General features: G+C 63.0%; 27 protein-coding genes and 1 pseudogene. 20 read left to right on the top strand and 8 right to left on the bottom strand.

What is annotated here, in order from left to right; translation table 11 throughout:
* Window positions 1–263: 263 nt before the first annotated feature.
* From CTR53_RS20930 to CTR53_RS20910, 5 genes are all read left to right on the top strand, one after another.
* Window positions 264–1,247, top strand: a complete 984-nt coding sequence (locus CTR53_RS20930) for an NAD-dependent epimerase/dehydratase family protein (RefSeq protein WP_290818362.1) — start codon at window positions 264–266, stop codon at window positions 1,245–1,247.
* 12 nt (window positions 1,248–1,259) lie between these two features.
* Complete coding sequence (locus CTR53_RS20925; protein WP_290818365.1) at window positions 1,260–1,763, top strand: PaaI family thioesterase; 504 nt, start codon at window positions 1,260–1,262, stop codon at window positions 1,761–1,763.
* 102 nt (window positions 1,764–1,865) lie between these two features.
* Window positions 1,866–2,126: a PaaI family thioesterase gene (locus CTR53_RS20920; RefSeq protein ID WP_290818359.1), complete on the top strand. Its 261-nt coding sequence runs from the start codon at window positions 1,866–1,868 to the stop codon at window positions 2,124–2,126.
* A gap of 121 nt (window positions 2,127–2,247) precedes the next feature.
* Window positions 2,248–4,056, top strand: coding sequence for a M3 family oligoendopeptidase (locus CTR53_RS20915; protein WP_290818356.1), 1,809 nt, complete (start codon window positions 2,248–2,250; stop codon window positions 4,054–4,056).
* Entirely contained in the window at window positions 4,056–5,396 is a 1,341-nt protein-coding gene (locus CTR53_RS20910; protein ID WP_290818354.1) for an AarF/ABC1/UbiB kinase family protein, read from the top strand. The genes CTR53_RS20915 and CTR53_RS20910 overlap by 1 nt, the downstream gene beginning before the upstream one ends.
* Here CTR53_RS20910 and CTR53_RS20905 read toward each other — a convergent pair.
* Window positions 5,393–6,934 carry an ATP-binding protein gene (locus CTR53_RS20905; protein ID WP_290818351.1) on the bottom strand — a complete coding sequence of 514 codons (1,542 nt, stop codon included), beginning with the start codon at window positions 6,932–6,934 and terminating at the stop codon, window positions 5,393–5,395. The two genes, CTR53_RS20910 and CTR53_RS20905, sit on opposite strands and share 4 nt — an antisense overlap.
* 177 nt (window positions 6,935–7,111) lie before the next feature.
* Between CTR53_RS20905 and CTR53_RS20900 the strand changes: the two genes are divergently transcribed.
* The 7 genes and pseudogenes from CTR53_RS20900 to CTR53_RS20870 all read left to right on the top strand — a co-directional run bounded on the left by CTR53_RS20900 (window position 7,112) and on the right by CTR53_RS20870 (window position 12,930).
* On the top strand, window positions 7,112–7,342 hold the full coding sequence (locus CTR53_RS20900; protein WP_290818348.1) for a hypothetical protein: 231 nt from the start codon (window positions 7,112–7,114) through the stop codon (window positions 7,340–7,342).
* A gap of 98 nt (window positions 7,343–7,440) precedes the next feature.
* Window positions 7,441–8,325, top strand: a complete 885-nt coding sequence (locus CTR53_RS20895) for a putative metalloprotease CJM1_0395 family protein (RefSeq protein WP_290818346.1) — start codon at window positions 7,441–7,443, stop codon at window positions 8,323–8,325.
* Between the two features lie 144 nt (window positions 8,326–8,469).
* A complete protein-coding gene (locus CTR53_RS20890) occupies window positions 8,470–8,607 on the top strand; it encodes an aa3-type cytochrome c oxidase subunit IV (protein WP_290818343.1) in 138 nt (45 codons plus the stop codon).
* Window positions 8,608–8,677: 70 nt separating this feature from the next.
* Window positions 8,678–9,829 carry a Re/Si-specific NAD(P)(+) transhydrogenase subunit alpha gene (locus tag CTR53_RS20885; RefSeq protein ID WP_290818340.1) on the top strand — a complete coding sequence of 384 codons (1,152 nt, stop codon included), beginning with the start codon at window positions 8,678–8,680 and terminating at the stop codon, window positions 9,827–9,829.
* 20 nt (window positions 9,830–9,849) lie between these two features.
* A pseudogene (locus CTR53_RS20880) lies at window positions 9,850–10,131 on the top strand (proton-translocating transhydrogenase family protein); the annotation flags it as partial.
* Between the two features lie 10 nt (window positions 10,132–10,141).
* Window positions 10,142–11,539, top strand: coding sequence for an NAD(P)(+) transhydrogenase (Re/Si-specific) subunit beta (locus CTR53_RS20875; RefSeq protein WP_290818337.1), 1,398 nt, complete (start codon window positions 10,142–10,144; stop codon window positions 11,537–11,539).
* Window positions 11,540–11,775: 236 nt separating this feature from the next.
* On the top strand, window positions 11,776–12,930 hold the full coding sequence (locus CTR53_RS20870; protein WP_290818333.1) for a pentapeptide repeat-containing protein: 1,155 nt from the start codon (window positions 11,776–11,778) through the stop codon (window positions 12,928–12,930).
* Here the strand turns inward: CTR53_RS20870 and CTR53_RS20865 are convergent.
* Window positions 12,927–14,033, bottom strand: coding sequence for a hypothetical protein (locus CTR53_RS20865; protein WP_290818331.1), 1,107 nt, complete (start codon window positions 14,031–14,033; stop codon window positions 12,927–12,929). The genes CTR53_RS20870 and CTR53_RS20865 overlap by 4 nt on opposite strands.
* Before the next feature lie 351 nt (window positions 14,034–14,384).
* Between CTR53_RS20865 and CTR53_RS20860 the strand changes: the two genes are divergently transcribed.
* The 3 genes from CTR53_RS20860 (at window position 14,385) to CTR53_RS20850 (ending at window position 15,102) form a co-directional block, all read left to right on the top strand.
* Window positions 14,385–14,594, top strand: coding sequence for a cold-shock protein (locus tag CTR53_RS20860; protein ID WP_290818329.1), 210 nt, complete (start codon window positions 14,385–14,387; stop codon window positions 14,592–14,594).
* A gap of 82 nt (window positions 14,595–14,676) precedes the next feature.
* Entirely contained in the window at window positions 14,677–14,853 is a 177-nt protein-coding gene (locus CTR53_RS20855) for a hypothetical protein (RefSeq protein WP_290818326.1), read from the top strand.
* A gap of 24 nt (window positions 14,854–14,877) precedes the next feature.
* Window positions 14,878–15,102: a hypothetical protein gene (locus CTR53_RS20850; RefSeq protein ID WP_290818323.1), complete on the top strand. Its 225-nt coding sequence runs from the start codon at window positions 14,878–14,880 to the stop codon at window positions 15,100–15,102.
* A 15-nt stretch (window positions 15,103–15,117) separates the two neighbouring features.
* On the opposite strand, the gene CTR53_RS20845 is transcribed toward CTR53_RS20850, so the two are convergent.
* Window positions 15,118–15,579 carry a YaiI/YqxD family protein gene (locus CTR53_RS20845; protein WP_290818320.1) on the bottom strand — a complete coding sequence of 154 codons (462 nt, stop codon included), beginning with the start codon at window positions 15,577–15,579 and terminating at the stop codon, window positions 15,118–15,120.
* A 101-nt stretch (window positions 15,580–15,680) separates the two neighbouring features.
* Here CTR53_RS20845 and greB point away from each other — a divergent pair, with 101 nt between their 5' ends.
* The 3 genes from greB to CTR53_RS20830 all read left to right on the top strand — a co-directional run bounded on the left by greB (window position 15,681) and on the right by CTR53_RS20830 (window position 17,808).
* Window positions 15,681–16,256, top strand: coding sequence for a transcription elongation factor GreB (gene greB, locus CTR53_RS20840; protein WP_290818317.1), 576 nt, complete (start codon window positions 15,681–15,683; stop codon window positions 16,254–16,256).
* Window positions 16,253–16,510, top strand: coding sequence for a ParB N-terminal domain-containing protein (locus CTR53_RS20835; protein WP_290818314.1), 258 nt, complete (start codon window positions 16,253–16,255; stop codon window positions 16,508–16,510). The genes greB and CTR53_RS20835 overlap by 4 nt, the downstream gene beginning before the upstream one ends.
* A 107-nt stretch (window positions 16,511–16,617) precedes the next feature.
* Window positions 16,618–17,808 (top strand): NAD(P)/FAD-dependent oxidoreductase, encoded by a 1,191-nt coding sequence (locus CTR53_RS20830; protein WP_290818311.1) that lies wholly within the window; start codon window positions 16,618–16,620, stop codon window positions 17,806–17,808.
* 48 nt (window positions 17,809–17,856) lie between these two features.
* Here the strand turns inward: CTR53_RS20830 and CTR53_RS20825 are convergent, their stop codons facing one another.
* Window positions 17,857–18,084, bottom strand: coding sequence for a hypothetical protein (locus CTR53_RS20825; RefSeq protein WP_290818308.1), 228 nt, complete (start codon window positions 18,082–18,084; stop codon window positions 17,857–17,859).
* Window positions 18,085–18,274: 190 nt separating this feature from the next.
* Here CTR53_RS20825 and CTR53_RS20820 point away from each other — a divergent pair, with 190 nt between their 5' ends.
* Window positions 18,275–18,820 carry a hypothetical protein gene (locus tag CTR53_RS20820; protein WP_290818305.1) on the top strand — a complete coding sequence of 182 codons (546 nt, stop codon included), beginning with the start codon at window positions 18,275–18,277 and terminating at the stop codon, window positions 18,818–18,820.
* Window positions 18,821–19,015: 195 nt separating this feature from the next.
* Here the strand turns inward: CTR53_RS20820 and CTR53_RS20815 are convergent, their stop codons facing one another.
* Complete coding sequence (locus CTR53_RS20815; protein WP_290818302.1) at window positions 19,016–19,225, bottom strand: YciI family protein; 210 nt, start codon at window positions 19,223–19,225, stop codon at window positions 19,016–19,018.
* Window positions 19,226–19,786: 561 nt separating this feature from the next.
* Here CTR53_RS20815 and CTR53_RS20810 point away from each other — a divergent pair.
* Complete coding sequence (locus tag CTR53_RS20810) at window positions 19,787–21,439, top strand: GMC family oxidoreductase (protein ID WP_290818299.1); 1,653 nt, start codon at window positions 19,787–19,789, stop codon at window positions 21,437–21,439.
* Window positions 21,440–21,536: 97 nt separating this feature from the next.
* On the opposite strand, the gene CTR53_RS20805 is transcribed toward CTR53_RS20810, so the two are convergent.
* The 3 genes from CTR53_RS20805 to CTR53_RS20795 all read right to left on the bottom strand — a co-directional run.
* The gene (locus CTR53_RS20805; RefSeq protein ID WP_290818297.1) at window positions 21,537–22,022 is read right to left on the bottom strand and encodes a PAS domain-containing protein; all 486 of its coding nucleotides are present in this window, start codon (window positions 22,020–22,022) and stop codon (window positions 21,537–21,539) included.
* Window positions 22,023–22,138: 116 nt separating this feature from the next.
* Window positions 22,139–22,747, bottom strand: coding sequence for a hypothetical protein (locus CTR53_RS20800; RefSeq protein WP_290818294.1), 609 nt, complete (start codon window positions 22,745–22,747; stop codon window positions 22,139–22,141).
* A gap of 367 nt (window positions 22,748–23,114) precedes the next feature.
* On the bottom strand, window positions 23,115–23,445 hold a 331-nt coding region (locus CTR53_RS20795; RefSeq protein WP_290818289.1), incomplete at its 5' end, for an inorganic diphosphatase.

The following is a 23,445-nucleotide window of genomic DNA, read 5'->3' as shown; positions in this document are numbered from 1 at the left end:
GTCAGGAAAACCCGGCCGCGCTCGAGGGTGTATTTGTCGTCCAGCGTAACATTCGCCAGCATCCGGTGCTCCTCCCGCTACCGTAAGCGCCGATCCGGCGCGCCTGCCGCCAATTAGGTCAGCATTGCTTACCTAATTATAGGGCGGTCGCTTCGCTCGGTCGAGAGGAAAACCGCTTGGGGCAGGGCCGGTTGCTCTTTCAAGTGATTGTGGTAGTTAGCGCGATACAGTCAACGCAGCACAGCCCGTCCCGGATCGAATAAATGGCCATTTTGCTCACTGGCGCCGCCGGTTTTATCGGCTTCCATGTCGCGCAGGTTCTGCTGCAGCGCGGCGAAGAGGTCGTCGGTCTGGATAATCTGAATGATTATTACGATCCGGCGCTCAAGCGCGCACGACTTGACCAGTTGCAGGGGCAAAAAGGGTTCAAATTTTTCAAGGTCGATATCGCTGAGCCTGATGCAGTGCGGGATGCGGCCAAAGGTGCCGATATCGACCGCGTGATCCATCTGGCGGCGCAGGCCGGCGTGCGCTATTCGCTGATTAACCCTTACGCCTATATCCGCGCCAACGTACTTGGCCATACCGTGATGCTGGAATTTGCCCGCGGCCTGAAAAACTGCCGGCATTTCGTCTATGCCTCATCGTCTTCGGTCTATGGCGGCAACACCAAGCTGCCGTTTGCCGTCGAAGACCGCGTCGATTCGCCGGTCTCGCTCTATGCCGCCACCAAGAAGGCCGACGAGCTGATCAGCCATGCCTATTCGCATCTGTTCGGCTTCCCGCAGACCGGCCTGCGCTTCTTCACGGTCTATGGTCCCTGGGGACGGCCGGACATGGCGATGTTCATTTTCACCAAGGCAATTTTCGAAGGTCGCCCGATCCAGGTGTTCAATCACGGGAACATGAAGCGTGACTTCACCTACATCGACGACATCGTGAATGGCGTGATCAAGACACTCGATAATCCGCCGCCGCCGAATGAACAGGGCCGGCCGTATCGGTTGTACAATATCGGCAACAACCGGTCAGAGCCGCTGATGCGTATGATTGAGTTGATCGAGAAGGAAGTGGGCCGCAAGGCCGAAAAGCAGTTCCTGCCGCTGCAGGAAGGCGATGTGCCGGCCTCCTTTGCCGATATCTCGGCAATCCAGCGCGATACTGGCTTCGCGCCGACCACGCCGATCGATGTCGGCATTCCGCGCTTCGTCGACTGGTATCGCCGCTACCACAACCTGGTCGGATAAGCTTTGAGCGAAGTGCCACAGATCAGCTCCGACGCTATCGACCCCAAGGTGGTCGAAGCGATGGTGCTGCAGGGGATTCCTCATTGTGCAGCGCTGGGCGTGCGGGTGATCGAGGTGAAGGCAAGCCACGTTACCCTGTCGCTGCCCTATAATGCCGATCTGGTCGGCGATCCGGTCAGCGGCATCCTGCATGGCGGCGCCGTCACCTCACTGATCGACAGCGTCGCCGGTATGGCGGTGTTTGCCGCGCTGTTCGCCGCGCAGCAGAAGCTGCAAGCCATTGCCACGCTCGATCTGCGCATCGACTATCTCAAGCCCGCCCTGGCGCAGAAGGAACTTTACGCCACGGCCGAATGCTACAAGCTGACGCGTTCGATCGCCTTTGCGCGCGGCCGCGCCTATCACCCGGAAACGCCGGACGATCTGGTGGCCAACTGCGTCGGCACCTTCATGATCGGCTCATCCGACAAGCCGCCGCTGCCCAAAGGTGCAAAAGTGCCAGGGGCTGCGCCGTGAGCGTCGATTTCGAAAAGCTGATCGCCGAAGCGCGAGCGCAGCGCGATTTCTCGCCTTTCCTGGCCGCTGTGCCGTATTTCCGCTTTCTCGGCCTNNCCGGCCTTGCATGGCGGCGTGGTCGGCGCGCTGCTGGAATCGGCCGCCATCGTGCAACTGATCTGGTCGGCCGATGCCGACCGTATTCCCAAGATCATCGACCTGCAGGTGGACTACCTGCGCTCGGCGCGGCCGGTCGAAACCTTTGCCCGCGCCATCATCACCAAGCATGGCCGACGCGTCGCCAATGTGCGCGCCGAGGCCTGGCAGGACGACCCGGCCAGGCCGGTGGCTGCCGCGCATGCCCATTTTCTGCTGACCCCGTAAGGTCGGGCGTATTTCTGCCTAATTTCCCGGCTTGATTGACCGGATTGTCGCATTCGGCGGTCTGGTCAAACCGGCCGGCTCTGCCCATATACTTGAGCGATTATAAAAAGAGGTATCTCCCATGGCTTCTCCCGCCGTTTCCACCGCCAGCGCCGCGCCTGCCAACGATCTCGGCGCCCTGCCGGTCTGGGATCTCACCGATCTCTATCCGGGTCTGGAATCTGCCGAACTCAAGCGCGATCTCGGCAACGTGGCCGAGCGGGCCGCGAAACTGGAACAGCAGTGGAAGGGCAAGGTAGCCGGTGCCAGCGGTGAACAACTCGCCGGCATGATCGGCGAATACGAGGAACTGCAGGACCTGATCGGCCGCATGTACTCCTATGCCTCGCTGGCCTATGCCGGCGACATGGCCGATCCGAAGATTGCCGGCTTCTACCAGGACATGCAGGAGAAGCTGAACGACATCGGCACGAAGCTGCTGTTCTTCACACTGGAGATCAACCGCATCGAAGAGACTGCGCTTGAGAAGAAATACATGGAGTCAGCGAAGCTGGCGCATTATCGCCCCTGGCTGCGCGACCTGCGGCTGTTCCGCGACCACCAGTTGGACGATGAACTCGAGCGCTTGCTCCATGAGAAGGCAGTGGCCGGCCGCGCCGCCTGGAACCGCCTGTTCGACGAGACCATGGCCGGTCTGCGCTTCACCTGGGGCAAAGATCAGCGGACCGCAGAACAGGTGCTGCATAAGCTTTCCGACAAGGATGCCAAGACGCGCAAGCTGGCAGCCAAGACGCTGGCCAAGGTATTCAAGCAGAATATCCGGCTGTTTGCCCTGATCACCAACACGCTGATCAAGGACAAGGAAGTGGAGGACCGCTGGCGCAAATATCCGACGCCGGAGGCCTATCGCCACCTATCCAACTGCGTTGAACCCGAAGTGGTCAATGCGCTGACCGACGCCGTGACGGCGGCCTACCCAAAACTCTCGCATCGCTATTACAAGCTGAAGGCGAAGTGGATGGGCGTGAAGAAGCTCAACTGGTGGGACCGCAATGCGCCGCTGCCGGAAGACAGCGACCGCATGATCGGTTGGGATGAGGCGCGCGACATCGTGCTGAAGGCCTATGGCCGCTTCTCGCCGCAGCTCGCCGACCTGGGCAAGAAGTTCTTCGACAATGCCTGGATCGACGCGCCGGCGCGGCCTGGCAAGGCCTCGGGTGCCTTCGCTCATCCCACCGTACCGAGCGCGCATCCGTATCTGCTGCTGAACTATCAGGGCCGCACCCGTGACGTGATGACGCTCGCGCATGAGCTGGGGCATGGTGTGCACCAGCTGCTGGCCGCCGAACAGGGCCCGCTCATGTCGGATACGCCGCTGACGCTGGCCGAGACCGCATCTGTGTTCGGCGAGCAGCTGACCTTCCGTGCGCTGCTCGATGCCGCGGGGCCGGAGCGCCGCAAGATCATGCTCGCCTCCAAGGTGGAGGACATGATCAACACCGTGGTACGCCAGACCGCCTTCTTCAAATTCGAGCGCAATCTTCACGCTGCCCGCCGAGAGGGCGAACTGACGCCGGACCGCATCGGCGAAATCTGGATGGGCGTGCAGGGCGAAAGCCTCGGCCCGGCGCTGAAGCTGGATCAGGATTACAGCCCGTTCTGGTGCTACATCCCGCATTTCGTGCATTCGCCCTTCTACGTCTATGCCTATGCTTTCGGAGATTGCCTGGTGAATGCGCTCTATGCGCGCTACCAGGATGCCGAACAGGGCTTCCAGGAAAAGTATTTCACCATGCTGCGCGCCGGCGGCACTCTGCGGCACAAGGAGCTGCTGCAGCCGTTCGGCCTCGATGCCTCCGATCCGGCCTTCTGGTCCAAGGGGCTCGGTGTGATCGAAGGCTTCATCGACGAGCTGGAACAGCTATCCTGATGCCTGAGCGCGACAGCCCGCTCGGTCGCGTCCGGCGCTACGCCAAAGTCGGCGCCTCGGTTGGTGGGTTGGCGGCAAGACTTGGCGCCGAGCGCGTGTTGGGTGTCAAGATGGATCGCGCCCAGCATGCGGCCGATCTGCGTGCCGCGCTCGGCGGGCTGAAAGGTCCGCTGATGAAGGTGGCGCAGATCATGTCCACCATCCCGGACGCGCTGCCGAAAGAGTATGTGCAGGAACTGGCGCAGTTGCAGGCCAATGCGCCGGCGATGGGCCAGGCTTTCGTCAAGCGCCGCATGGTGGCCGAGCTTGGGCCGCAATGGCAGGCGAAGTTCAAAAGTTTCGACCTGACCGCCGCCGCGGCAGCCAGTCTGGGTCAGGTGCATCATGCGACCGCAAAAGATGATCGTCAGCTGGCCGTAAAACTGCAATATCCCGACATGGCTTCGGCGGTAGAGGCCGACCTGCGGCAGCTCAAGCTGATCTTCGGCATCTATCGCCGCTACGATGCCGCCATCGACACGCGTCATATCCACGACGAGATCGCCGCGCGTTTGCGCGAGGAACTGGATTACGAACTCGAAAGCCGCCATATGCGGCTCTATGGCGCGATGCTGGGCGATGAGACCGGCGTGCATGTGCCGGAGGTTGTTCCCGATCTCACCACCAAACGCCTGCTGGCGATGACCTGGCTGGAGGGGCGCCGGCTGCTTGAGTTCAAGGACGCACCGATCGAAACCCGCAATGCCATCGCGCTGAATCTCTTCCGCGCCTGGTATGTACCCTTCTACCGCTGCGGTGTGATCCACGGCGACCCGCATCTGGGCAATTACACGGTACGCGATGATTTCGGTATCAATTTGCTCGATTTTGGCTGCGTGCGCATTTTTCCCCCGATATTCGTCGGCGGCGTGATCGACCTCTATCGCGCGATTTCCACCAACGACCGCGCGCTGGCCGTGCATGCCTATGAGACCTGGGGCTTCACGGGGCTCAGCAACGAGGTGATCGACACGCTCAATCTCTGGGCTGAGTTCGTCTATGCGCCGCTGCTGGAAGATCGTCCGCGCCGAATCCAGGAAATGGAATCGTCCGGCGTCTATGGCCGCGAAGTGGCCGAGAAGGTGCATCGCCAGCTGCGCGATCTCGGCGGCGTCACGCCGCCACGCGAATTCGTCTTCATGGACCGCGCCGCCATCGGACTCGGCGGCGTGTTCCTGCATCTCAATGCCGAGATCAACTGGCACCGGCTGTTCCACGACCTGATCGAAGGCTTCGATGTGGCGGCGCTGGAAAAGCGCCAGAAGGCGGCGCTGAAAATCGCCGGCCTGCAGGTGCCCTAGGGCTTGGCGTCCAGCACGGTGCGCAGCTTTGCGGCCAGTTCGGCGCGCCGGTAGGGTTTGCTGAGGAATTCCACGCCAGGCGGGATCTCCTCGCTGCCCTGTACCGAGCCTTTGGCAAAGCCCGAGGTCAGCAGGATCTTGATGCCGGGTCGCTGGCCGTGTGCCAACACCACCAGCTTGGCGCCGCTGATGCCGCCAGGCATCACCATGTCGCTGAATACCAGGTCGACGGTGGCTTCGTGCTTCAGGATGTTGAGCGCGACCTGGCCGTTGTCGGCTTCCAGCGTCTGGTAGCCGAGCTGCTTCAGCTGCGTCACCACCACCTTGCGCACATCGGGATTGTCTTCGACCACCAGGATGCACTCACCGCCGCGCGGTTCGGGCTGCGCAGCCGCGGTAATCTGGCTCGCTTCGGCGGCGCTGTCGGGGGCACGCGGCAGATAGAGCCGCACGGTGGTGCCGTGACCCTGCTCGCTGTAGATCTTGATATGGCCGCGCGATTGCCGGGCAAAGCCATAGACCATGCTTAGGCCCAGGCCGGTTCCGGCGCCGACCGGCTTGGTGGTGAAGAAGGGTTCGAAAGCGCGCGACAGCGTCTCGGGTGTCATGCCCATGCCGGTATCGGAGACCGCGGTCATCACATAATGGCCGGGCACCACTTCGGCATTGGAACGGCAGTAATATTCATCGAGCATCACATTCTCGGTCTCGATGGTCAGGCGACCGCCGGCCGGCATGGCATCGCGCGCGTTGATGGCAAGGTTGACCAGTGCGGCGTCGAACTGTGCCGGATCGGCGAAGGCATCTTCCAGATCGCCAGCGAAAACCGTCTTGATCTCGGTCGTCTCGCCCAGCGTACGGCGCAACAGGTCGATGGTGCCGGCCACGCGGGTATTGAGGTCGAAGCGCTCGGCCTTCAGCGACTGCCGGCGGGCAAAGGCCAGCAACTGGCGCGTCAACTCTGCGCCGCGTAGCGCCGCATGCAGCGCATTCTCAGCATAATCCTTGATTTCCTTGTTCACCGCCGTATCCGCGACGATCATGTCGAGATTGCCGATCATCACCGCCAGCAGGTTGTTGAAATCATGCGCGATGCCGCCGGTGAGCTGGCCGACCGCATCCAGCCGCTGGGCGCGCCGCAGGCGCTCTTCCTGCTTGTTGTGTTCGGTCATGTCGCGACCGATGAAAAAATACTGTTCTTCCTGCTGCGACCATACGCCAGTCCAGACCAGCGGTACCGGGTGGCCGTCCTTGTGCACATAACGGCACTGGAAGTTGCGCATCTGGTTGCCGCGCCGTGCCAGCCGCATTTCGTTGCGGGTGTTTTCCAGATCATCGGCGAACAGGAAGTCGATCGCGTTGCGGCCGGTCATGCTGGTAAAGGGACGGCCGAGGATCGATTGCGAACTGGGGCTGACCCTGATCAGCTCGCCCTTGCGGTCAACGACCAGGATAAGGTCGAGCGACGTCTCGAACAGTCGCTGATTGATCGCGCTGTCGACGGTCTGCGGTCTGGTGCTGGCCTGGTCGGTTTCCATTTGCCCGCTTGAGTTACGCCCATGAGTCCCACCGGTATTCTCGACGTTTCGCGCGTGCATTCAAACCGAAAATTGCAAGCGGTTTGACTGAATATGATTTACCGCACCGGCAAAAAGCGGAACTTTCCGCACATCTGCCGTGTTGAATGGCGACTTGGCCTTGAAGGAATTCTCGCCATGCCGCCGCAAACGCCGAAGGAACCGGCGCCGACAGGACGGGCGCCACAGCCGGACAACACTCATCAACCGGCAGCTTTTGAATCCGATCTCGACCGCCATCGCGCCAGTGTGGACGAAGTCTACGGCTCGCATGGCGTACAGCCCGAGCCGGGCGAAACGGCTTTCCAGCCCGGTGCCGGCCGCGCCAGCCGGGGCCTGAGCCGGGTGGGCGAGCGCCGTCGCCGCTGACTGGCGCCGCTGACGGCCAGTTGATCGCCGCGTGCTGATTCCCGGTTGCCGTCGCCCAGTTTTACGCGGAAAATATGCCGAACCTTCAGGCAAGGCATATGATCGGCAGTTTGTCGCTCTTCTCGCCGGGCTCGATCCAGAGTTACGGCGCATCTTCAACTGTCGTGGCCACGCCGTCGAGCCTGGCCAGCGACGGCAGTGCTGCCTGTACCTCGCTCGATTGCAGCGAACATGGCGCAGTCAACCGCGCCGGCCTGCAGGCACAGTTTCCCGGCCTGTCGGTCGCCGCCGCGCAGACGGCGCAGGCGCAGCAGCAGCAATCCGGTTTCGGTCCACGTCAGCAGAGCGCGGGTGGCAGTATCGCGACCGGCGGTGGGCGGCTGGCCAGTGCCACGCTGCTGACGGCGCAGGAAGCCGGCCAGGGCCAATCGTCAGGAAACGCCGCAGCCAGCGACCTGAGTGAGGAAGAGCAGGCGCAGGTCGCCAAGCTCAAGCAGATCGACGCCAAGGTGCGTGCGCATGAACGCGCCCACGCCAGCGTCGGCGGCGCGCATGCCGGTGCGCCGAGCTATACCTACACGCGCGGGCCAGATGGACAGATGTATGCCACTGGCGGGGAAGTGGCGATCGATCTCGGCGCCGAGAGCGATCCCGAGGCGACGCTGCAGAAGGCAACTCAGGTTGCCGCCGCTGCCCTCGCGCCGGCAGATCCGTCGGGCCAGGACCGTGCGGTGGCAGCCGCGGCTGCCCAACTTCGGCTTGAAGCCCTGGCTCAGATCCGCGAGGAAAAGCGCGCCGAGCAGGAACAGCAGCAGGCTGAAGCAGCGGAAGCCAAGGCCGGAAGAGCTGAACGCGAGCAGGCAGGCGGTGGCAACGGCAAGGAAGCCCCATCTGCCGCTGGCGGAGGAACGCCGGTGCCGGGGCAGGCCAGGGCCGCGGCGGCCCACCAGCAGATCGGCCGGCTCGTTGGCCTGATCGCCTGACTGATTGGTCCGGATTCAGCCGTAAAAACAGGCCCTTCCGCCGTGAGGTAAGGACCGCCGGAATGCCGGGCAGGGGTTGTGCGGACTTTGGCGCCCGGCGTAATATCCCAGCCGATTCAATCCATAAAGCGACCAGAGGGAATTATGGCCGAAGAACACAAGATGGGCTCCATGGACATCAGTCAGCACAAGTCGTCCTGGGCAGGCTTCATGAAGATGACGACCTGGGGGTCCGCGACGGTCATCATCATTCTGATCCTGATGGCGATCTTCGTCGTCTGAGCCTGCCGGACGGCGCCGCATTGGCGCCGTCTTTGTTTTGGGCGCAGATGATGCGCCGGGGGGAGTTGGCATGAAAATCGGAATACCGAAAGAACGCCGCGCTGGCGAAAAGCGCGTTGCGGCCTCGCCGGAAACGGTGAAGAAATTCGTCGGCCTCGGCTGCACGGTCGTGATCGAAACTGGCGCCGGACTTGCCGCCGACATCCCCGACGACCAGTACACCGCGATGGGCGCGCAAATTGCCGCTGACGCGAAGAGCACGGTTGGCGATGCCGACATGGTGCTGAAGGTGCAGCGGCCGATGACGGCTGCCGAGGGCAATGACGAACTGGCGCTGCTGAAGAAGGGCGCCGTGCTGGTCTCGGCCCTGCAGCCGCTGCAGCAGCGCGAGCAGGTCAAGGCCTACGCCGCCGCCGGTATCTCGGCCTATGCCATGGAACTGATGCCGCGCATCACGCGCGCGCAGTCGATGGATATTCTTTCTTCGCAGTCCAATCTCGCCGGCTACAAGTCGGTGCTGGATGCCGCCCAGCATTTCGGCCGCGCCTTCCCGATGATGATGACCTCGGCTGGCACGATTGCCCCGGCCCGCGTCTTTATCATGGGCGTCGGCGTCGCCGGCCTGCAGGCCATCGCCACCGCCAAGCGTCTCGGCGCCGTGGTGTCGGCCACCGATGTGCGCCCGGCCACCAAGGAGCAGGTCGAAAGCCTCGGCGGCAAGTTCGTCTGGGTCGACGATGAAGAGGCCCGTACCTCGCAGACTTCCGGCGGCTACGCCAAGGAAATGTCGGCCGAATACAAGGCCAAGCAGGCGGCCCTGATCGCCGAGACGGTGAAGAAGCAGGACATCATCATCACCACCGCCCTGATCCCGGGCCGCCCGGCGCCGGTGCTGGTCACCGAAGAGATGGTGCGTTCGATGCGCCCCGGCTCGGTGATCATCGATCTTGCCGTGGAGTCCGGCGGCAACTGCCCGCTGTCGAAGGTCGACGAAGTGGTCAACGTGAACGGCGTGAAGGTGGTGGGATACAGCAACTATCCCAGCCGCGTGCCGGTCGATGCGTCCAACCTCTATGCCAAGAACCTGTGGAACTTCCTGTCGCCGCACTGGGACAAGGACGGCAAGGCATTCAGGTTCAACCTGGAAGACGAAACAGTGACCGGCACCTGTGTGGTGCGTGACGGCCAGGTGGTCCATCCGCAGCTGAAAGAGGGGAATTGATCATGGGTGAGATTTACTCCTTCTTCTCGCTGCTGACCGTCTTCGCGCTGGCCTGCTTCGTCGGCTATTACGTGGTCTGGAGTGTGACTCCGGCACTGCATACGCCGCTGATGAGCGTCACTAACGCGATCTCCTCGGTCATCATCGTCGGCGCACTGATCGCGGCCGGCGCATCCTCGATGTTCGATGCCTCGAAGATCTTCGGCCTGCTGGCGATTGCGCTGGCGGCCGTGAATATCTTCGGCGGCTTCCTCGTCACGCAGCGCATGCTGGCGATGTACAAGAAAAAAGAAAAGAAGTGAGGGCCGCGCCATGTCGATCCAACTGACCGCGCTGCTCTATCTCGTCAGCTCCATCCTTTTCATCATGGCGCTTCGTGGCCTCTCCTCGCCGGAGACCAGCCGCAAGGGTAACACCTACGGCATGGTCGGCATGGGCATTGCCGTGCTGACCACCATCGCCAATCTCGGCGATCTGACCGGCTCCATCGCCTGGGTGATCGTCGCCCTCGTGATCGGCGGCGGTGTCGGCACCGTGCTGGCCCGCCGCATCCAGATGACGGCGATGCCTCAGCTGGTGGCCGCGATGCACAGCCTCGTCGGCCTTGCTGCCGTGCTGGTGGCGGCGGCGGCCTTCTACAATCCGGCGCCCTACGGCATTCTCAATGCTGCAGGCGTCATCACGGTTGCCGCGCGCATCGAAATGGCGCTCGGTGTCGTCATCGGCATCATCACCTTCTCGGGGTCGCTGGTCGCTTTTGCCAAGCTGCAGGGCCTGGTCTCGGGCAGCCCGGTGATCTTCAAGGGCCAGCATATGCTGAACGCCGCCATCGGCCTGGGCATCCTCGCCCTGACCGTGGCCTTCTGCATGGAACCCAGCCGCGAACTGTTCTGGGCCGTCACCATCCTGGCGCTGATCGTCGGTTTCACCATCATCATCCCGATCGGCGGCGCCGACATGCCCGTCGTCGTGTCGATGCTGAACAGCTATTCGGGCTGGGCCGCGGCCGGTATCGGTTTCACGCTGCAGAATCCCGCGCTGATCGTCACCGGTGCGCTGGTCGGCTCCTCGGGCGCGATCCTGTCCTACATCATGTGCAAGGGCATGAACCGCTCGCTGTTCAACGTCATCCTCGGCGGCTTCGGTGGCGACACCTCGGCAGCAAGCAGTGGCGAGAAGGTCGACCGCGCCTACAAGAAGGGCTCGGCCGACGACGCGGCCTTCATCATGAAGAATGCCGGCAAGGTCATCATTGTGCCAGGTTACGGCATGGCGGTGAGTCAGGCCCAGCATGCCCTGCGCGAAATGGGCGACAAGCTGAAGGAAGAGGGCGTGGAAGTGAAATACGCCATCCATCCGGTGGCGGGCCGCATGCCGGGCCATATGAACGTGCTGCTGGCCGAAGCCAATGTGTCCTATGACGAGGTGTTCGAGCTGGAGGAGATCAACTCCGAATTCCAGACCGCGGACGTCGCCTTCGTGATCGGCGCCAACGACGTGACCAACCCGGCGGCGCGCGACGACCCGAAAAGCCCGATCTTCGGCATGCCGATTCTCGACGTCGACAAGGCCAAGACCGTGCTATTCGTGAAACGCTCGATGGCCTCTGGTTACGCCGGTATCGACAACGAGTTGTTCTACAAGGACAACACAATGATGTTATTGGCCGACGCCAAGAAGATGGTCGAGGACATCGTGAAGGGCTTATAGCCCCTGCAAACATTTGTCGCGACGCGACGAAATTGTATTCAGCCAATCCAGCGGCCCGGACCTTCCAGTCCGGGCCGTTTGTTGTTTGGAACAGCTATAAAACATAATCCTTTGCACACATATGAATCGTGCTAGACAGGCGCCCGCTTCGAGACCCCCGCCTGCTCATGCCGACCGCCCACCGCCATCGTCAGCCGCTTTCGCCCCGTGATCCGACGATCTGGGATCCCGCCGCCATGGCTGCGGGCGCGGTGGACGTCGTCGACCTCGCCCATCGCGATCTGGAAAACGCCAACTTCGAAGGCCGCGCCATGCCGCGCGCCAAGCTGGCCGGCAGCAACCTGCGTGCCGCCCGTTTCGGCCGCGCCGACCTGGCCGAGGCCGACCTGTTCGGTGCCGACCTGGCCCGCGCCGACCTGCAGCAGGCCAACCTGACCCGCGCCATCCTGCGCGGCACCAATCTGCGCGGCGCCAATCTCAATAACGCTATTCTGGTGGATGCCGATTTTCGTGGTGGCGTGATGATGCGGCCCAGTAATGCCAGGGACGGGGCGGAGACGCATGCCCAGAGTTTCTCATCGGCGCGCGCCGGCACCGAGATGTCCGATCTCAGCAACTGCCTGCTGGATTACGCCACGGCGTCTCGCGCGCAGTTTTCCGGCTTCGATCTCAGCGGCGCCTCGCTGGTCGGCGCCGATCTGTCGGGTGCGAATTTCTTCGGCAGCAGCCTGCGCGGTGCGGATCTGTCTTACGCCAACCTGAGCGGCGCAAACCTGAGCGACTCCCGCCTGATCGGCACACGGCTGACCGGCGCGAACCTGAGCGGCGCGCAGATCGTCAATGCCACGGTGGAGAATGTGTCGGCCTTCGGCGCCGATTTCTCCGGCGCGACCCTGCGCGGCGTCGATACCGCGGGCTTCAGCAAGGCGGCGCCGCCGCTGGTCACCGTCGCCGATTTCACCACCGACCTGCTGGCCGGGATTGCCCAGCATCGCGCCTGGATGCAGACCGATGGCGCCGCCGGCCGTCAGCTCAGCCTGGCCGGCCAGCGGCTGCCATATCACGATTTTTCCGGCATGGAACTGGATGGCGCCGATTTCGCCGGTTGCGACCTGCGCGGCTGCAGCTTTGCCCGCGCCAGCCTGCTGCTCGCCAGCTTCAGTCGCGCCAACCTGACCGGCGCGAATTTCCAGGCGGCGCGGCTCGCCGGCGTGCGCTTTAACGAAGCCGACCTGCGCTGGGCCGATCTGCAGGAGGCCGTACCGGGCCAGTTGCCGATCTATCTCGGCAACGGCCGGTTCAGCGGCCGGCATCTCGCCACCGACTTCAGCAATGCGCGGCTTGAAGCGGCCAAACTCGACGGCTTCGACCTCGCCGCCTGCCGGCGCTAGTCTTTCTGTAAATCGCCGTGCTGCAGGCCGCAGTAATAAGGCTCGCCCTGTTCGGCGAAGGCATTCAGTTTGGCATTGTAGCAGCGATGCTCGAAGCCGTGCTTGTCGGTGATCGTCATCAGCGCCGGTACATGGCGACCTTCCGTATCGCGCGGACCGGTCAGGTAGAAGCCGATGCGGTCAATGCGATAGCCCAGCACCCGCAGGTCTTTCAGCGCCGTCAGCCGCTCGCTCACGGCCAGCAGGAAGGTTTCGGCATTGGCGCGGTTCTGCCCCAGACCGAGCGGACGCTGGAAATCGCCCACCAGCATCTGATCGGGCAGGGCCGAACTGATCAGGCGTGCGACCTGTATGGTCACATCGCCGACGATGAAGGCGCCGGCATCGCCGCCGTCCTTGCGCGGCTGGTGATAGACGAAATGGCTGCCGATACTCAGGCACAGCCGCAGCACCGGCACGGCTTCCGTATGGGTCGACGTCCGCTTCAGTGCCGCGAAGACAATCTGGAAGATCGCCACGGCGCAGAAGAAGTCGATATCGGCGCGCAGGCCCGACCGCTCGTTCCAGACATAAAAACCGTCGCCCGTCGTGGTGCGGCCGAACGTCACCGCCAGCCCCTGGGCGCGCGCCATTTCCTCGGCGAGGTTGAGCGAGAATTCCAGCGTGGTGAGCTGGGCGGCCTGCACTTCGGGTTCGGCCTTGGAAAAGCCGACGATGTCGATCAGCAACACGGCGCGGTGCAGCACCTTGCGCACGGTGAACAGGCGGAAGACGCGCTCGACCAGGGCGGGCGGGATTTCGCCGGCACCCGTGCCGATACGCTGCTCCAGCCGCAGTTCCACCGGCTGCACGTCCAGCAGGCGGGCGACATCATCCAGCGCCACGCCCTCCATCAGGCTGCCTTCGCTGAATACGGGAAGATGCCGGCCATGGTCGGCAAACAGCCGGACTTTCGGCAGGGTGATCACCTCGATGCCGCGCAAGCTGGGCCGCCAGCCGACCAGGGCATTGCTGCCGAAGCGCCACAGATCGAAGAAAATCGCATGCAGCCTCTGCTGCAATACGGCATCTTCGTGTGGAATATGGGGGGTATCGGCGGTCACGACCGGCTTTTGGGGCGGATTTCAGGGGCGGGGCTGTGTAGCGCCGGTTCTGACGGGAATCAACGACAAAACCGCAACTTGGCGTCGCAGGCGGGGAACCAAACCCGTCGTTTCGCGTTATCGGTGGTCGACTTATGCCAGGGCGGGGGAGGAGAAGTTCGGTCCTCGGCCTTGCAGGAATGACAAAACATCCTATTTTAGGGTCGTCATTCTACTACGGACTACCGGCCTGTTACCCCTTCGTTCGAATTTTCGTTTCGGATGGGCGTCCAGACCTTCTAGCCCCTGGACAAGTCTGATGCGACGTACATGAGTACGTCGCCGCTACATCTGAGACGAAGGAATACCCACATGGCCACTGGCACTGTGAAATGGTTTAACGGCACCAAGGGTTACGGCTTCATTCAGCCGGAAGCAGGCGGCGCGGACGTGTTCGTGCACATTTCGGCCGTTGAGCGCGCTGGCCTCAGCAGCCTCAACGAAGGCCAGAAGGTCGCTTACGAAATTCAGAACGACCCGAAGCGCGGTAAGAGCTCGGCCGTTAATCTGAAGGCCGTCTAAGGCTTTCAGCCGAAGAGTCTCAGGGGCGCCCGGCGACGGGCGCCCCTTTCTTATTTCTGATTCCAGCAGGCAGGAGGACGCGATGGCGTTCAAGCCGAACTATGGCCAGCAGCGCGCTGATCGCAACCGCGCCAAAGAAGAGAAGAAGAAGGAAAAGCTGCAGCGCCGGCAGGAGGAATCCGAACGGCGCAAGGCGGCTGGCTTGCCGCCCGAGGACGACGAAACGCCCATGGACGGCGACAAGCCGGATCAGGACTGAGCGTTTACCCCGGAGTGCGCCGTCATGGCCAAGAAGAAATTCAATCCCAATTCCGCGTTCGCGATCTTCAATGTCACCTACCAGGATGGCGCCCAGACCTCGAACCGCAAGGTGCCGATCGACAAGTTCGGCCAGTTCGACGACGAGGAAGACGTGGCACGGGCCTTCATCGAGGCGCAGGACCGCGAGATTGCCGACAAGTCCGGCCGTCCGCGCGGTCCGATCAAGGCCATCGAAAGAGTTGGATAGGCCGCGCCGGCTGAGCTAGCCGCGCTTCAGCTTCTCCAGCATTGCATGCAGCGCCTGCAGGAAAGCCGAGCGGTCCTTCTGCGAAAACGGCCGCGGCCCGCCGCCTAAGCTTTCGGTCGGATTGGCCGAGCGCAGGTCGCTCATCAGGTTGCGCGACGCCAGGTCCATGCCGATCGAGGCCTCACTGAATTCCCGCCCGGTCGGTGCCAGAACCTTCGCCCCGGTTTTCACGCAGCGCGCCGCCAGCGGCACATCGGCGGTGATCACCACGTCGCCGGTGGTCGCCACCTCGGCGATCCAGTCATCCGCCTTGTCCAGCCCTTCGGCCACCACCTGCAGCCGCAGCCAGGGCAGGTGGCGCGGGATGTTCAGCCAGCTGTTCGCCACCACCACGACGGCCACGCCATGGCGTTCGGCCACGCGGTAGACCTCGTCCTTGACCGGACAGGCATCGGCATCGATGTAGATGGTGGTCATGGCCCGAAGCTAATTTGTCACCCCCGGGCCTGACCCGAGGGTCCCATTAAAATGGATGCCCGGGTCAAGCCCGGGCATGACGATTATGATATGGTAAGCGTATGAGCAAGGCCTTCACCAAAGAGACCGACACAGGAGATCTTTCTGGGGTCGAGGAAGAGTTCGACGGCGCCCCGGCGATCCCGGTGGGCGCGAAGAACTACATCACCCCGGCCGGCCTGCGCCGCCTGCAGGGCGAGTTGCGCCAGCTGAAATCGGTCGAGCGGCCCAGAGTGGTGGAGATCGTCTCCTGGGCGGCTGGCAACGGCGACCGTTCGGAGAATGGCGACTATCTCTACGGCAAGAAGCGCCTGCGCGAGATCGACCGCCGCATCCGCTTCCTGCTCAAGCGGCTGGAGATCGCCGAGCCGGTCGATCCCAGGCTGCAGAAGAACCGCGAACAGGTGTTTTTCGGCGCCACCGTCACCTACGATCACAACGGGACGGAGCGCACCATCCGCATCGTCGGCATCGACGAGGCGCGCATCGAGCAGGGCGAGATCAGCTGGATTTCGCCGGTCGCCCGCGCGCTGATGAAGGCGCGCGAGGGCGACGTGGTTGAACTGCGCACGCCGCATGGACCGGAACAGATCGAAGTGATCGAGATCAGCTATTCCGACGGGGACGACGCAGCATGATGAAGGCCATTCCGGTGAAGCTCGCCGAGATCTACGTGCCGGCGAAATTCAAGGGCACGCTGGATGAAGCGAAGACGGCGGCGCTGGCCGACGAGATCGTCGGCGATGGCGGCCTGAAGGTGCCGATCCAGGTGCGCCGCGACGAGGCGCAGAAACGCTATGTGCTGGTGGCCGGCCTGCACCGGCTGGAAGCGATGCGCGCGCTCGGCGAGGCGACGATTGCCTGCTACATCGTGGCGGCGCGGAAGTTTTGACTCCGCCTTTGTCACCCGCGGACTTGATCCGCGGGTCCCATTTAATGGGCTGCCCGGGTCAAGCCCGGGCATGACGGAGTCAGGGAAACCTCTTATAAAACCCTCCCATGTCCACGTCCTCTTATGACGCGATCATTCTCGGTGCCGGCGGCGCCGGGCTGTTCTGCGCCGGTATCGCTGCACAAAGAGGGCGCCGCGTGCTGGTGCTCGATCACGCCGCCGCGCCCGGCGAGAAAATCCGCATCTCGGGCGGCGGGCGCTGCAATTTCACCAATCTGCATGCCACCGCCGCCGACTTCCTGTCGGACAATCCGCATTTCGCCAAATCGGCGCTGAAACGCTATACGCAGGCCGATTTCATCGCGCTGGTGGAGAAGCACGGCATCGCCTGGCACGAGAAAACGCTCGGCCAGCTGTTCTGCGACGGCTCGTCGCGCCAGATCGTGCAGCTGCTGCTGGATGAAGCGCAGACCGCCACCATCCAGCTCGCGACGCCGATCACTGCCGTCGCCAAAACCGAGCGCGGCTTCCGCATCGGCACTGGCGGCGGCGCATTCGAGGCGGCCAGACTGGTGCTCGCCACCGGCGGGCCGAGTATTCCGAAAATGGGCGCGACCGGTTTCGCCTATGAGGTGGCGAAGCAGTTCGGCCTCCGCGTGATCGCGCCGAAGCCGGCGCTGGTGCCGCTGACCTTCTCCGCGGTAGACGCCGCGCGCTGGGACGGCATGGCCGGCGTCGCCGTGCCGGATGCGATTGCCAGCCTCGGCAAGCGCAGCTTCCGCGAAGCCGTGTTGTTCACCCATCGCGGCCTGAGCGGTCCGGCCATTCTCCAGATTTCCTCCTACTGGGAGCAGCAGGCGAGGGCGCAGCCGATCACGCTCGATCTTTGCCCCGGCGTCGATCTGTTTGCCGAACTGAAAGCAGCGCGCGCCGCGCATCCGAAGCAGGAGCTGGCGACGCAGCTGGAGCGCTGGCTGCCGGCGCGGCTGGCGCGCCGTCTGGCCGAGCTGGGCAATACGCCCGGCCGTATCGCCGATCTGTCGGATGCGAAACTGCGTGGCGTCGCCATGCTCGGCAAAGCCTGGCAGTTCGTGCCGGCTGGCAGCGAAGGCTATGCCAAGGCCGAGGTGACGCTGGGCGGCATCGATACGGCCGCGCTGTCATCGCAGACGATGGAGGTTAGTGCTGTGCCCGGCCTGCATGTGATCGGCGAGGCGGTGGATGTCACCGGCCATCTCGGCGGCTTCAATTTCCAGTGGGCGTGGTCGTCCGGTTTCGCCTGCGGCCAGGCCCTGTAACCGGCGCCCTGCAGCCGGCCACGCGCTGGTCACAGTGCAGCCGCGGATTCAGCCGCCGCTGCTGCTGCCGCCATCGATGATGCCGAAGCTCTTCGACTTCTGGCTCCGCTCCGCGAGGTCGAAGCCCTCGGCGGCCAGCCCGCGGCGCAGCAATTCGCGCACGGCGGCGGCCCGGCTCGGCATCTGGCGCTGGAAACGCCAGTCGTCGAGGGCACTTAACTCGCTCTCGGTCAGCATGATCTGGAGCCTTTCCCCCCGGCTCTGATTGTCGCTCATCGGTCAGTCTCGTTGTTTCGTCACCCCATTAGTAACTGGCGGCTTATGAGTAAGTTTCATGGTCAAGCTTGGTTTTTTTGAGCCGGTTGAGCAGTTTCAGTAAACACAGCTCGTGGCTCAGTTTAAGATATTAATATTGCTCGGTTTTTTCGTTTTCCCTTGGCAGACTGGCGCCATGGAGAACTCACCGATGACCGCCTTACGCCATGCCGAGCAGGCCGCTGCTCCCGTCCGTCCCGAAACCCGCGCCGCGACCCGGACGACCAATCCGGGCCGGGGCCTGGTCGACCGCGACAGCTTCCTGCGCCTGAACGCCACCGCGCAGGAAAACCTGCTGCGCCAGACCCTGCTGCTCTATCTCACCGCGCTGGAACTGGCGAACCACAATCCCGACGACTGGGAATCCGCCGCCTTCGTCGGTGCGCTGGATCATCTCGCGGCCCGCGCGCCGCTGCTGGCCTATGACGAGGTGGCGCGCATGCTGCTGCCGGTGTCGCAGCGACCGCCCGAACGCCGGGTGGCGCGCGTTACCACCGGCATCCTGCGCGTACAGGCCGACGGCGACAGCCAGCAGCTGCGGCGCGAGAAGCTGGATCGCAACGGCATGCGTCGCCGTCTGCTGCAGCTGAGCGCGATCCAGCTGTCGAATGATGTCGCTGACGCGAAACGCAGTGTGGTGGCCCAGGGCCGCCGCCGGCAGACTGCAACGGCCGAAGGCAACGAAGCCGGCGACTGACGCCGCCTTTACGTCGTCAGTCCCGCGAAAAGCAGAAACGCAACCCACATCGTCGCTCCCGCGAAGGCGGGAGCCCAGTCGTCCCATCTGCTGGTTTCCGCCTTGGCGGGAATGACGAATGAATGAGAGAACCGTCATGCCCGGGCTTGTCCCGGCCATCCACGCCTTTACTGCGCCGCGCGCTGCGTCGCCAGTTCAGCCTCCAGGCTGCCGGGCGTGACTTCCGGCACGATCTGCCAGGTCCAGCACCATCAGGCTGCCGGCCACGCGGCCGGCCTCATCCAGCATCGGCCCGCCATAGAGAAACACCTCGCGACAGGTGGCGACGACTGCCAGATGCGCCGCGCGATGCTGCGAGCGCAGGCTGCTGTTGGGTTTGTCTTTGGCGTAAATGATGAAGGGCATGATTCTAAGCGACCATGCATAGACTGAGCGATCTCTTGGGCATCGCTTGAGAAGTCAGCATTGATAATTGTAATATTAGTGGGAAGTTGGGGTTCGTAATTGCCCAATCGAAGTGATGATAAAGTTGTCAGAATTGACAGGGTGCCGGCTCCAGCTCCGCCTGCTAAATCTAAAATTGTCAGGTTGCCACGAGAAAGTGATAAGAGCGTCTTTTGGGTTGCCTCAGTGAATGCGCCATGAGGATTAACAAGAAAATATGCCCCACGCCCTGAAGAGGCGCCAAATCGGTGACAGAAGTGCTCATGGGCGAGGGCTAGAGTCTGGCCTCCGTGGATACCCTTCTTATTAATTTCTGTTTTTGCGGCTTGTAGGAGAGACCTGTCGGTTAATTCTTCCGCATATGCCGACCATAAATCCTCTGGCAAATATATGGTGTTGTTCTTCCAGAGCATCTTGTTGCCTTTTCTTTTTGTTTGCCCCCGAAACCATTGAGCGTGGAATGCCAAACAAGGATACTGAAAGGCAAACCAATTTAAAGTAAAAACGAGGAAACGCCCGGCCATGTCGGCCCAAGATCAAAAAACGGTCACCGAAGGTGCGGCCTTCGATTACATCATTGTCGGCGGGGGGACGGCCGGCCTGCTGCTCGCCAATCGCCTCTCGAAAAATCCCAGCCATAAAGTCCTGGTGATCGAGGCCGGCGGGCGCGACAACTGGATCTGGCATCATGTTCCCATCGGCTATCTGTTCGCCATCGGCAATCCGCGCGCCGACTGGTGCTACAAGACCGAGCCGGTGCCGGGGCTGAACAACCGCTCGATCGGCTATGCGCGTGGCAAGGTGATCGGCGGCTGCACCGCGATCAACGCCATGGTCTACATGCGCGGCCAGGTGCAGGATTACGACACCTGGGCGCAGATGGGTCTTTCCGGCTGGGGCTGGGACGATGTGCTGCCCTATTTTCTCAAACATGAGGATCACGAAGGCGGCAAAAGCGACATGCACGGTTCCGGCGGCGAATGGCGTGTGGAAAACGCGCGCGTGCGCTGGCCGCTAATCGAGGCGGTGGCCGAGGCCGGCGCGCAGATCGGCATTCCGCGCGTCAGCGACTTCAATCTCGGCACCAACGAAGGCTCGGGTTACTTCCAGGTCAACCAGAAGAAGGGCATGCGCTGGTCGACCGCCTCGGCTTTCCTCAAGCCGGTGATCGACAGCCGCAACAACATCACGCTGCTGCTCAAGGCCCAGGTTGAGAAGATCGAATTCGAAACCGCGACGGAGAGCGGCCGTCCGCGTGCGGTGTCCGTGATCGTGTCCGACGATTTCGAGCGCCGGCGCTTCACGGCCAGGCGCGAGATCATCCTGTCGGCCGGTGCGATCAACTCGCCGCAGCTGCTGCAGCTCAGCGGCATCGGCCCTGCAGACCTGCTGAAGCAGCATGGTATCGATGTCGTGCATCATTCGCCCGGCGTGGGCGAAAACCTGCAGGACCATCTGCAGCTGCGCATGATCTACAAGGTGAAGGGGCTGAAGACCATCAACGAGATGGGCTGGTTCGGCAAAGGCCTGATGGGGCTCGACTACCTGCTGCGCCGGCGCGGCCCCCTCACCATGGCGCCCAGCACCTTCGGGATGTTCACGCGCTCAAGCCCTGAGCATGACACGCCGAATGTGGAATTCCATATCCAGCCGTTGTCGCTCGATGCCTTCGGTTCGCCGCTGCACAGCTTCCCGGCTTTCACGGCGTCGATCTGCAACCTGCGGCCGACCAGCCGCGGCCATGTGCGCATCAAGTCGAGCGATCCACGTCAGGCGCCGGCGATCCAGCCGAATTACCTCAGCACCGAAGACGACATGCGCGTGGCGGTGGATTCACTCAAGCTGACGCGCCGTCTGGTGCAGGCGCCGGCCTTGGCGAAATACCACCCCGAAGAATACCTGCCTGGTCCGGATATCCGCACCGAAGAGGATATGCGCGTCGCCGCCGGACAGATCGGCGCGACGATCTTCCATCCGGTCAGTACGGCGAAGATGGGTGTCGACAGCGATCCGATGGCGGTACTCGACGGCAGGCTGAAGGTACGTGGCGTGGATGGTCTGCGCGTGATCGATGCTTCCGCGATGCCGCTGATCACCTCGGGTAATACGGCGTCGCCGACGCTGATGATCGCCGAAAAGGGCGCGGAGTTTATTCTGCAGGATAACCGGGGGTAAGGAAAAAATGGGACCCCGGGTCAAGCCCGGGGTGACGGTTCAAGTTTATTCGTCACCCCGGCCAAGCGCAGCGCGAGCCGGGGTCCCATTTTTGTCATCACTCCGTCAGGAAATGCGCGACATTGAGAATTTTTGCGACGCCGTCACGCATGGCGGAGACATCCCCGAAGGGCAGGAGCAGGCGGCGGTAGCGGCGGTAGTCGCGGTTCATCCAGAACAGCGAGCGTTCCACGTAATGCGGCCGGCCGTAGCGCGCGACGAAATCGTATTCCGGCTGGATGCGGGCATTTTCGGCGCCGTGGAATTCCTCCATCGTCAGGCCGGTGAATTCATAGCCATGAATCTCCACCATCGCGGTGCCGGCCAGCCGGCAGCGATAGCGCAGACTGCCATCCGTCTGATGCAGAACCTCCCACAGCACCAGATGCGGCAGCAGGTCGGGAATCGCCACCGGATCGATGCGGCTGCGGTCGGGCAGCATGACGCCCGCCGCCAGGGACTCACACGGCAGGCCCCGCCACCAGGTCAGTGCGCGCAGCAGCGACGCATCCTGCAACCGTGACATGTCGGTGCCGGCGTTCATCGCGGCATCCAAATCGTTGGCGGGTAAGGCGGCAGGAGGGGATGGCTGGGTCATCGGGCCAAGGTGGAAGCGTTGCCGNNGGGTGCCGGCAGTTGCGGTGGCCGACACTTTACCCGTTACTCCCCGATGAAACTGATCACGTTAAAAATCAGCGCCACGCGGTCGGGATCGTGGCGCAGGGCCGGCTGATCGCTGCGGCCCGCCGCGGCGCGGTGCGTGAACGGCAGCATCAGGCGCAGATACCGGTAGAAGGGCTTGTCGGCCCAGCTCATGCGGTGTTCGGTCCACAGCGGACGGCGCAGGCGCACCACGGCATCGTATTCCACCTGCATCGCCGCGCTCTCATCGCCATATTGCTCGTGCAGCCATTGGCCGCGCGCTTCGCGGCCGTAGAAATCGTTCAGCATCGTGCCGGCCAGGCGGCAGCGATAGCGCAGGCGATCCCCCGTCCCGCTGCTGGCGGCTTCGCCATCATGGTCGGGCGCCGGCAGCACATCCCACAGGATGGCATAGGCCAACAGGTCGGGAATCTGGGTGGGGTCGAGGCGGATGCGGTCGGGGATCTGGCCCGGAGCGTCCTGCAGTCCGCGCCACCAGGTCAGTGTACGGACGAGCCGCGGGTCGGCCAGCTGCGACAGGTCGGCGCCGCGCCGCAGCCCGGCCGGCAGGTCGTCGGTCAGCGCGGGGGCCGCGGCCGGAGCCGGATTATGCGTTTCGCCGGTCACGCCGGATCGTTGCCTCCGCTTTGCGTGGCAAGCTTGGCGTAAAACCGGCAGGCCCGGAAGGACTTTCTGCCTTGGCGCGAGGAAACGGCAAGGCCATTCCCGTCAAAGCGAAACGCAGCAGGGGGGGCTTGAAAATCGGATTTCATGTTCTATATCTGTTCCAGATTGTAAAAACCCGGGCGCCGGACAAGCCAGACGGGAAACGAACACCAACGAAGCGCTACGAACGCCAACGAACACAAGCGAAGCCAAACGAACCGAAACGAACACAAACGAACCGAAACGAAGCGAGACGAACCGAAACGAAAAATGGCGGCCGAATTATACGGCCGCCGCTGTGGAGTTCTGAAAAAGATAGCGTCTGCGACTAGCGGATGCCGGCCGCCCGCACGATGCCGTCGGTGATCATCCTGGCGGCCTCGTCCGGGCCGACCCAGCCGGCCGACTTCACGAACTTGCCCTTCTCCAGATCCTTGTAGTGAACGAAGAAGTGTTCGATCTGCTCGATCAGGCTGGCCGGAAGATCCTGGTAGGTCGCGACGTTGGTGTAGAAGGGATGCAGCTTGTCGACCGGCACGGCGATGATTTTCTCGTCGCCGCCGGCTTCGTCTTCCATCTTCAGCGCGCCGATCGGACGCGAGCGGATCACGGCACCAGGCACCACCGGCACATGGCTCACCACCATGATGTCGCAGGGG

The organism is Ferrovibrio sp. (assembly GCF_002796975.1).
In the GTDB taxonomy this organism is placed as follows: Bacteria; Pseudomonadota; Alphaproteobacteria; order Ferrovibrionales; family Ferrovibrionaceae; genus Ferrovibrio.
This window is presented reverse-complemented; position numbering and strand designations above follow the sequence as displayed.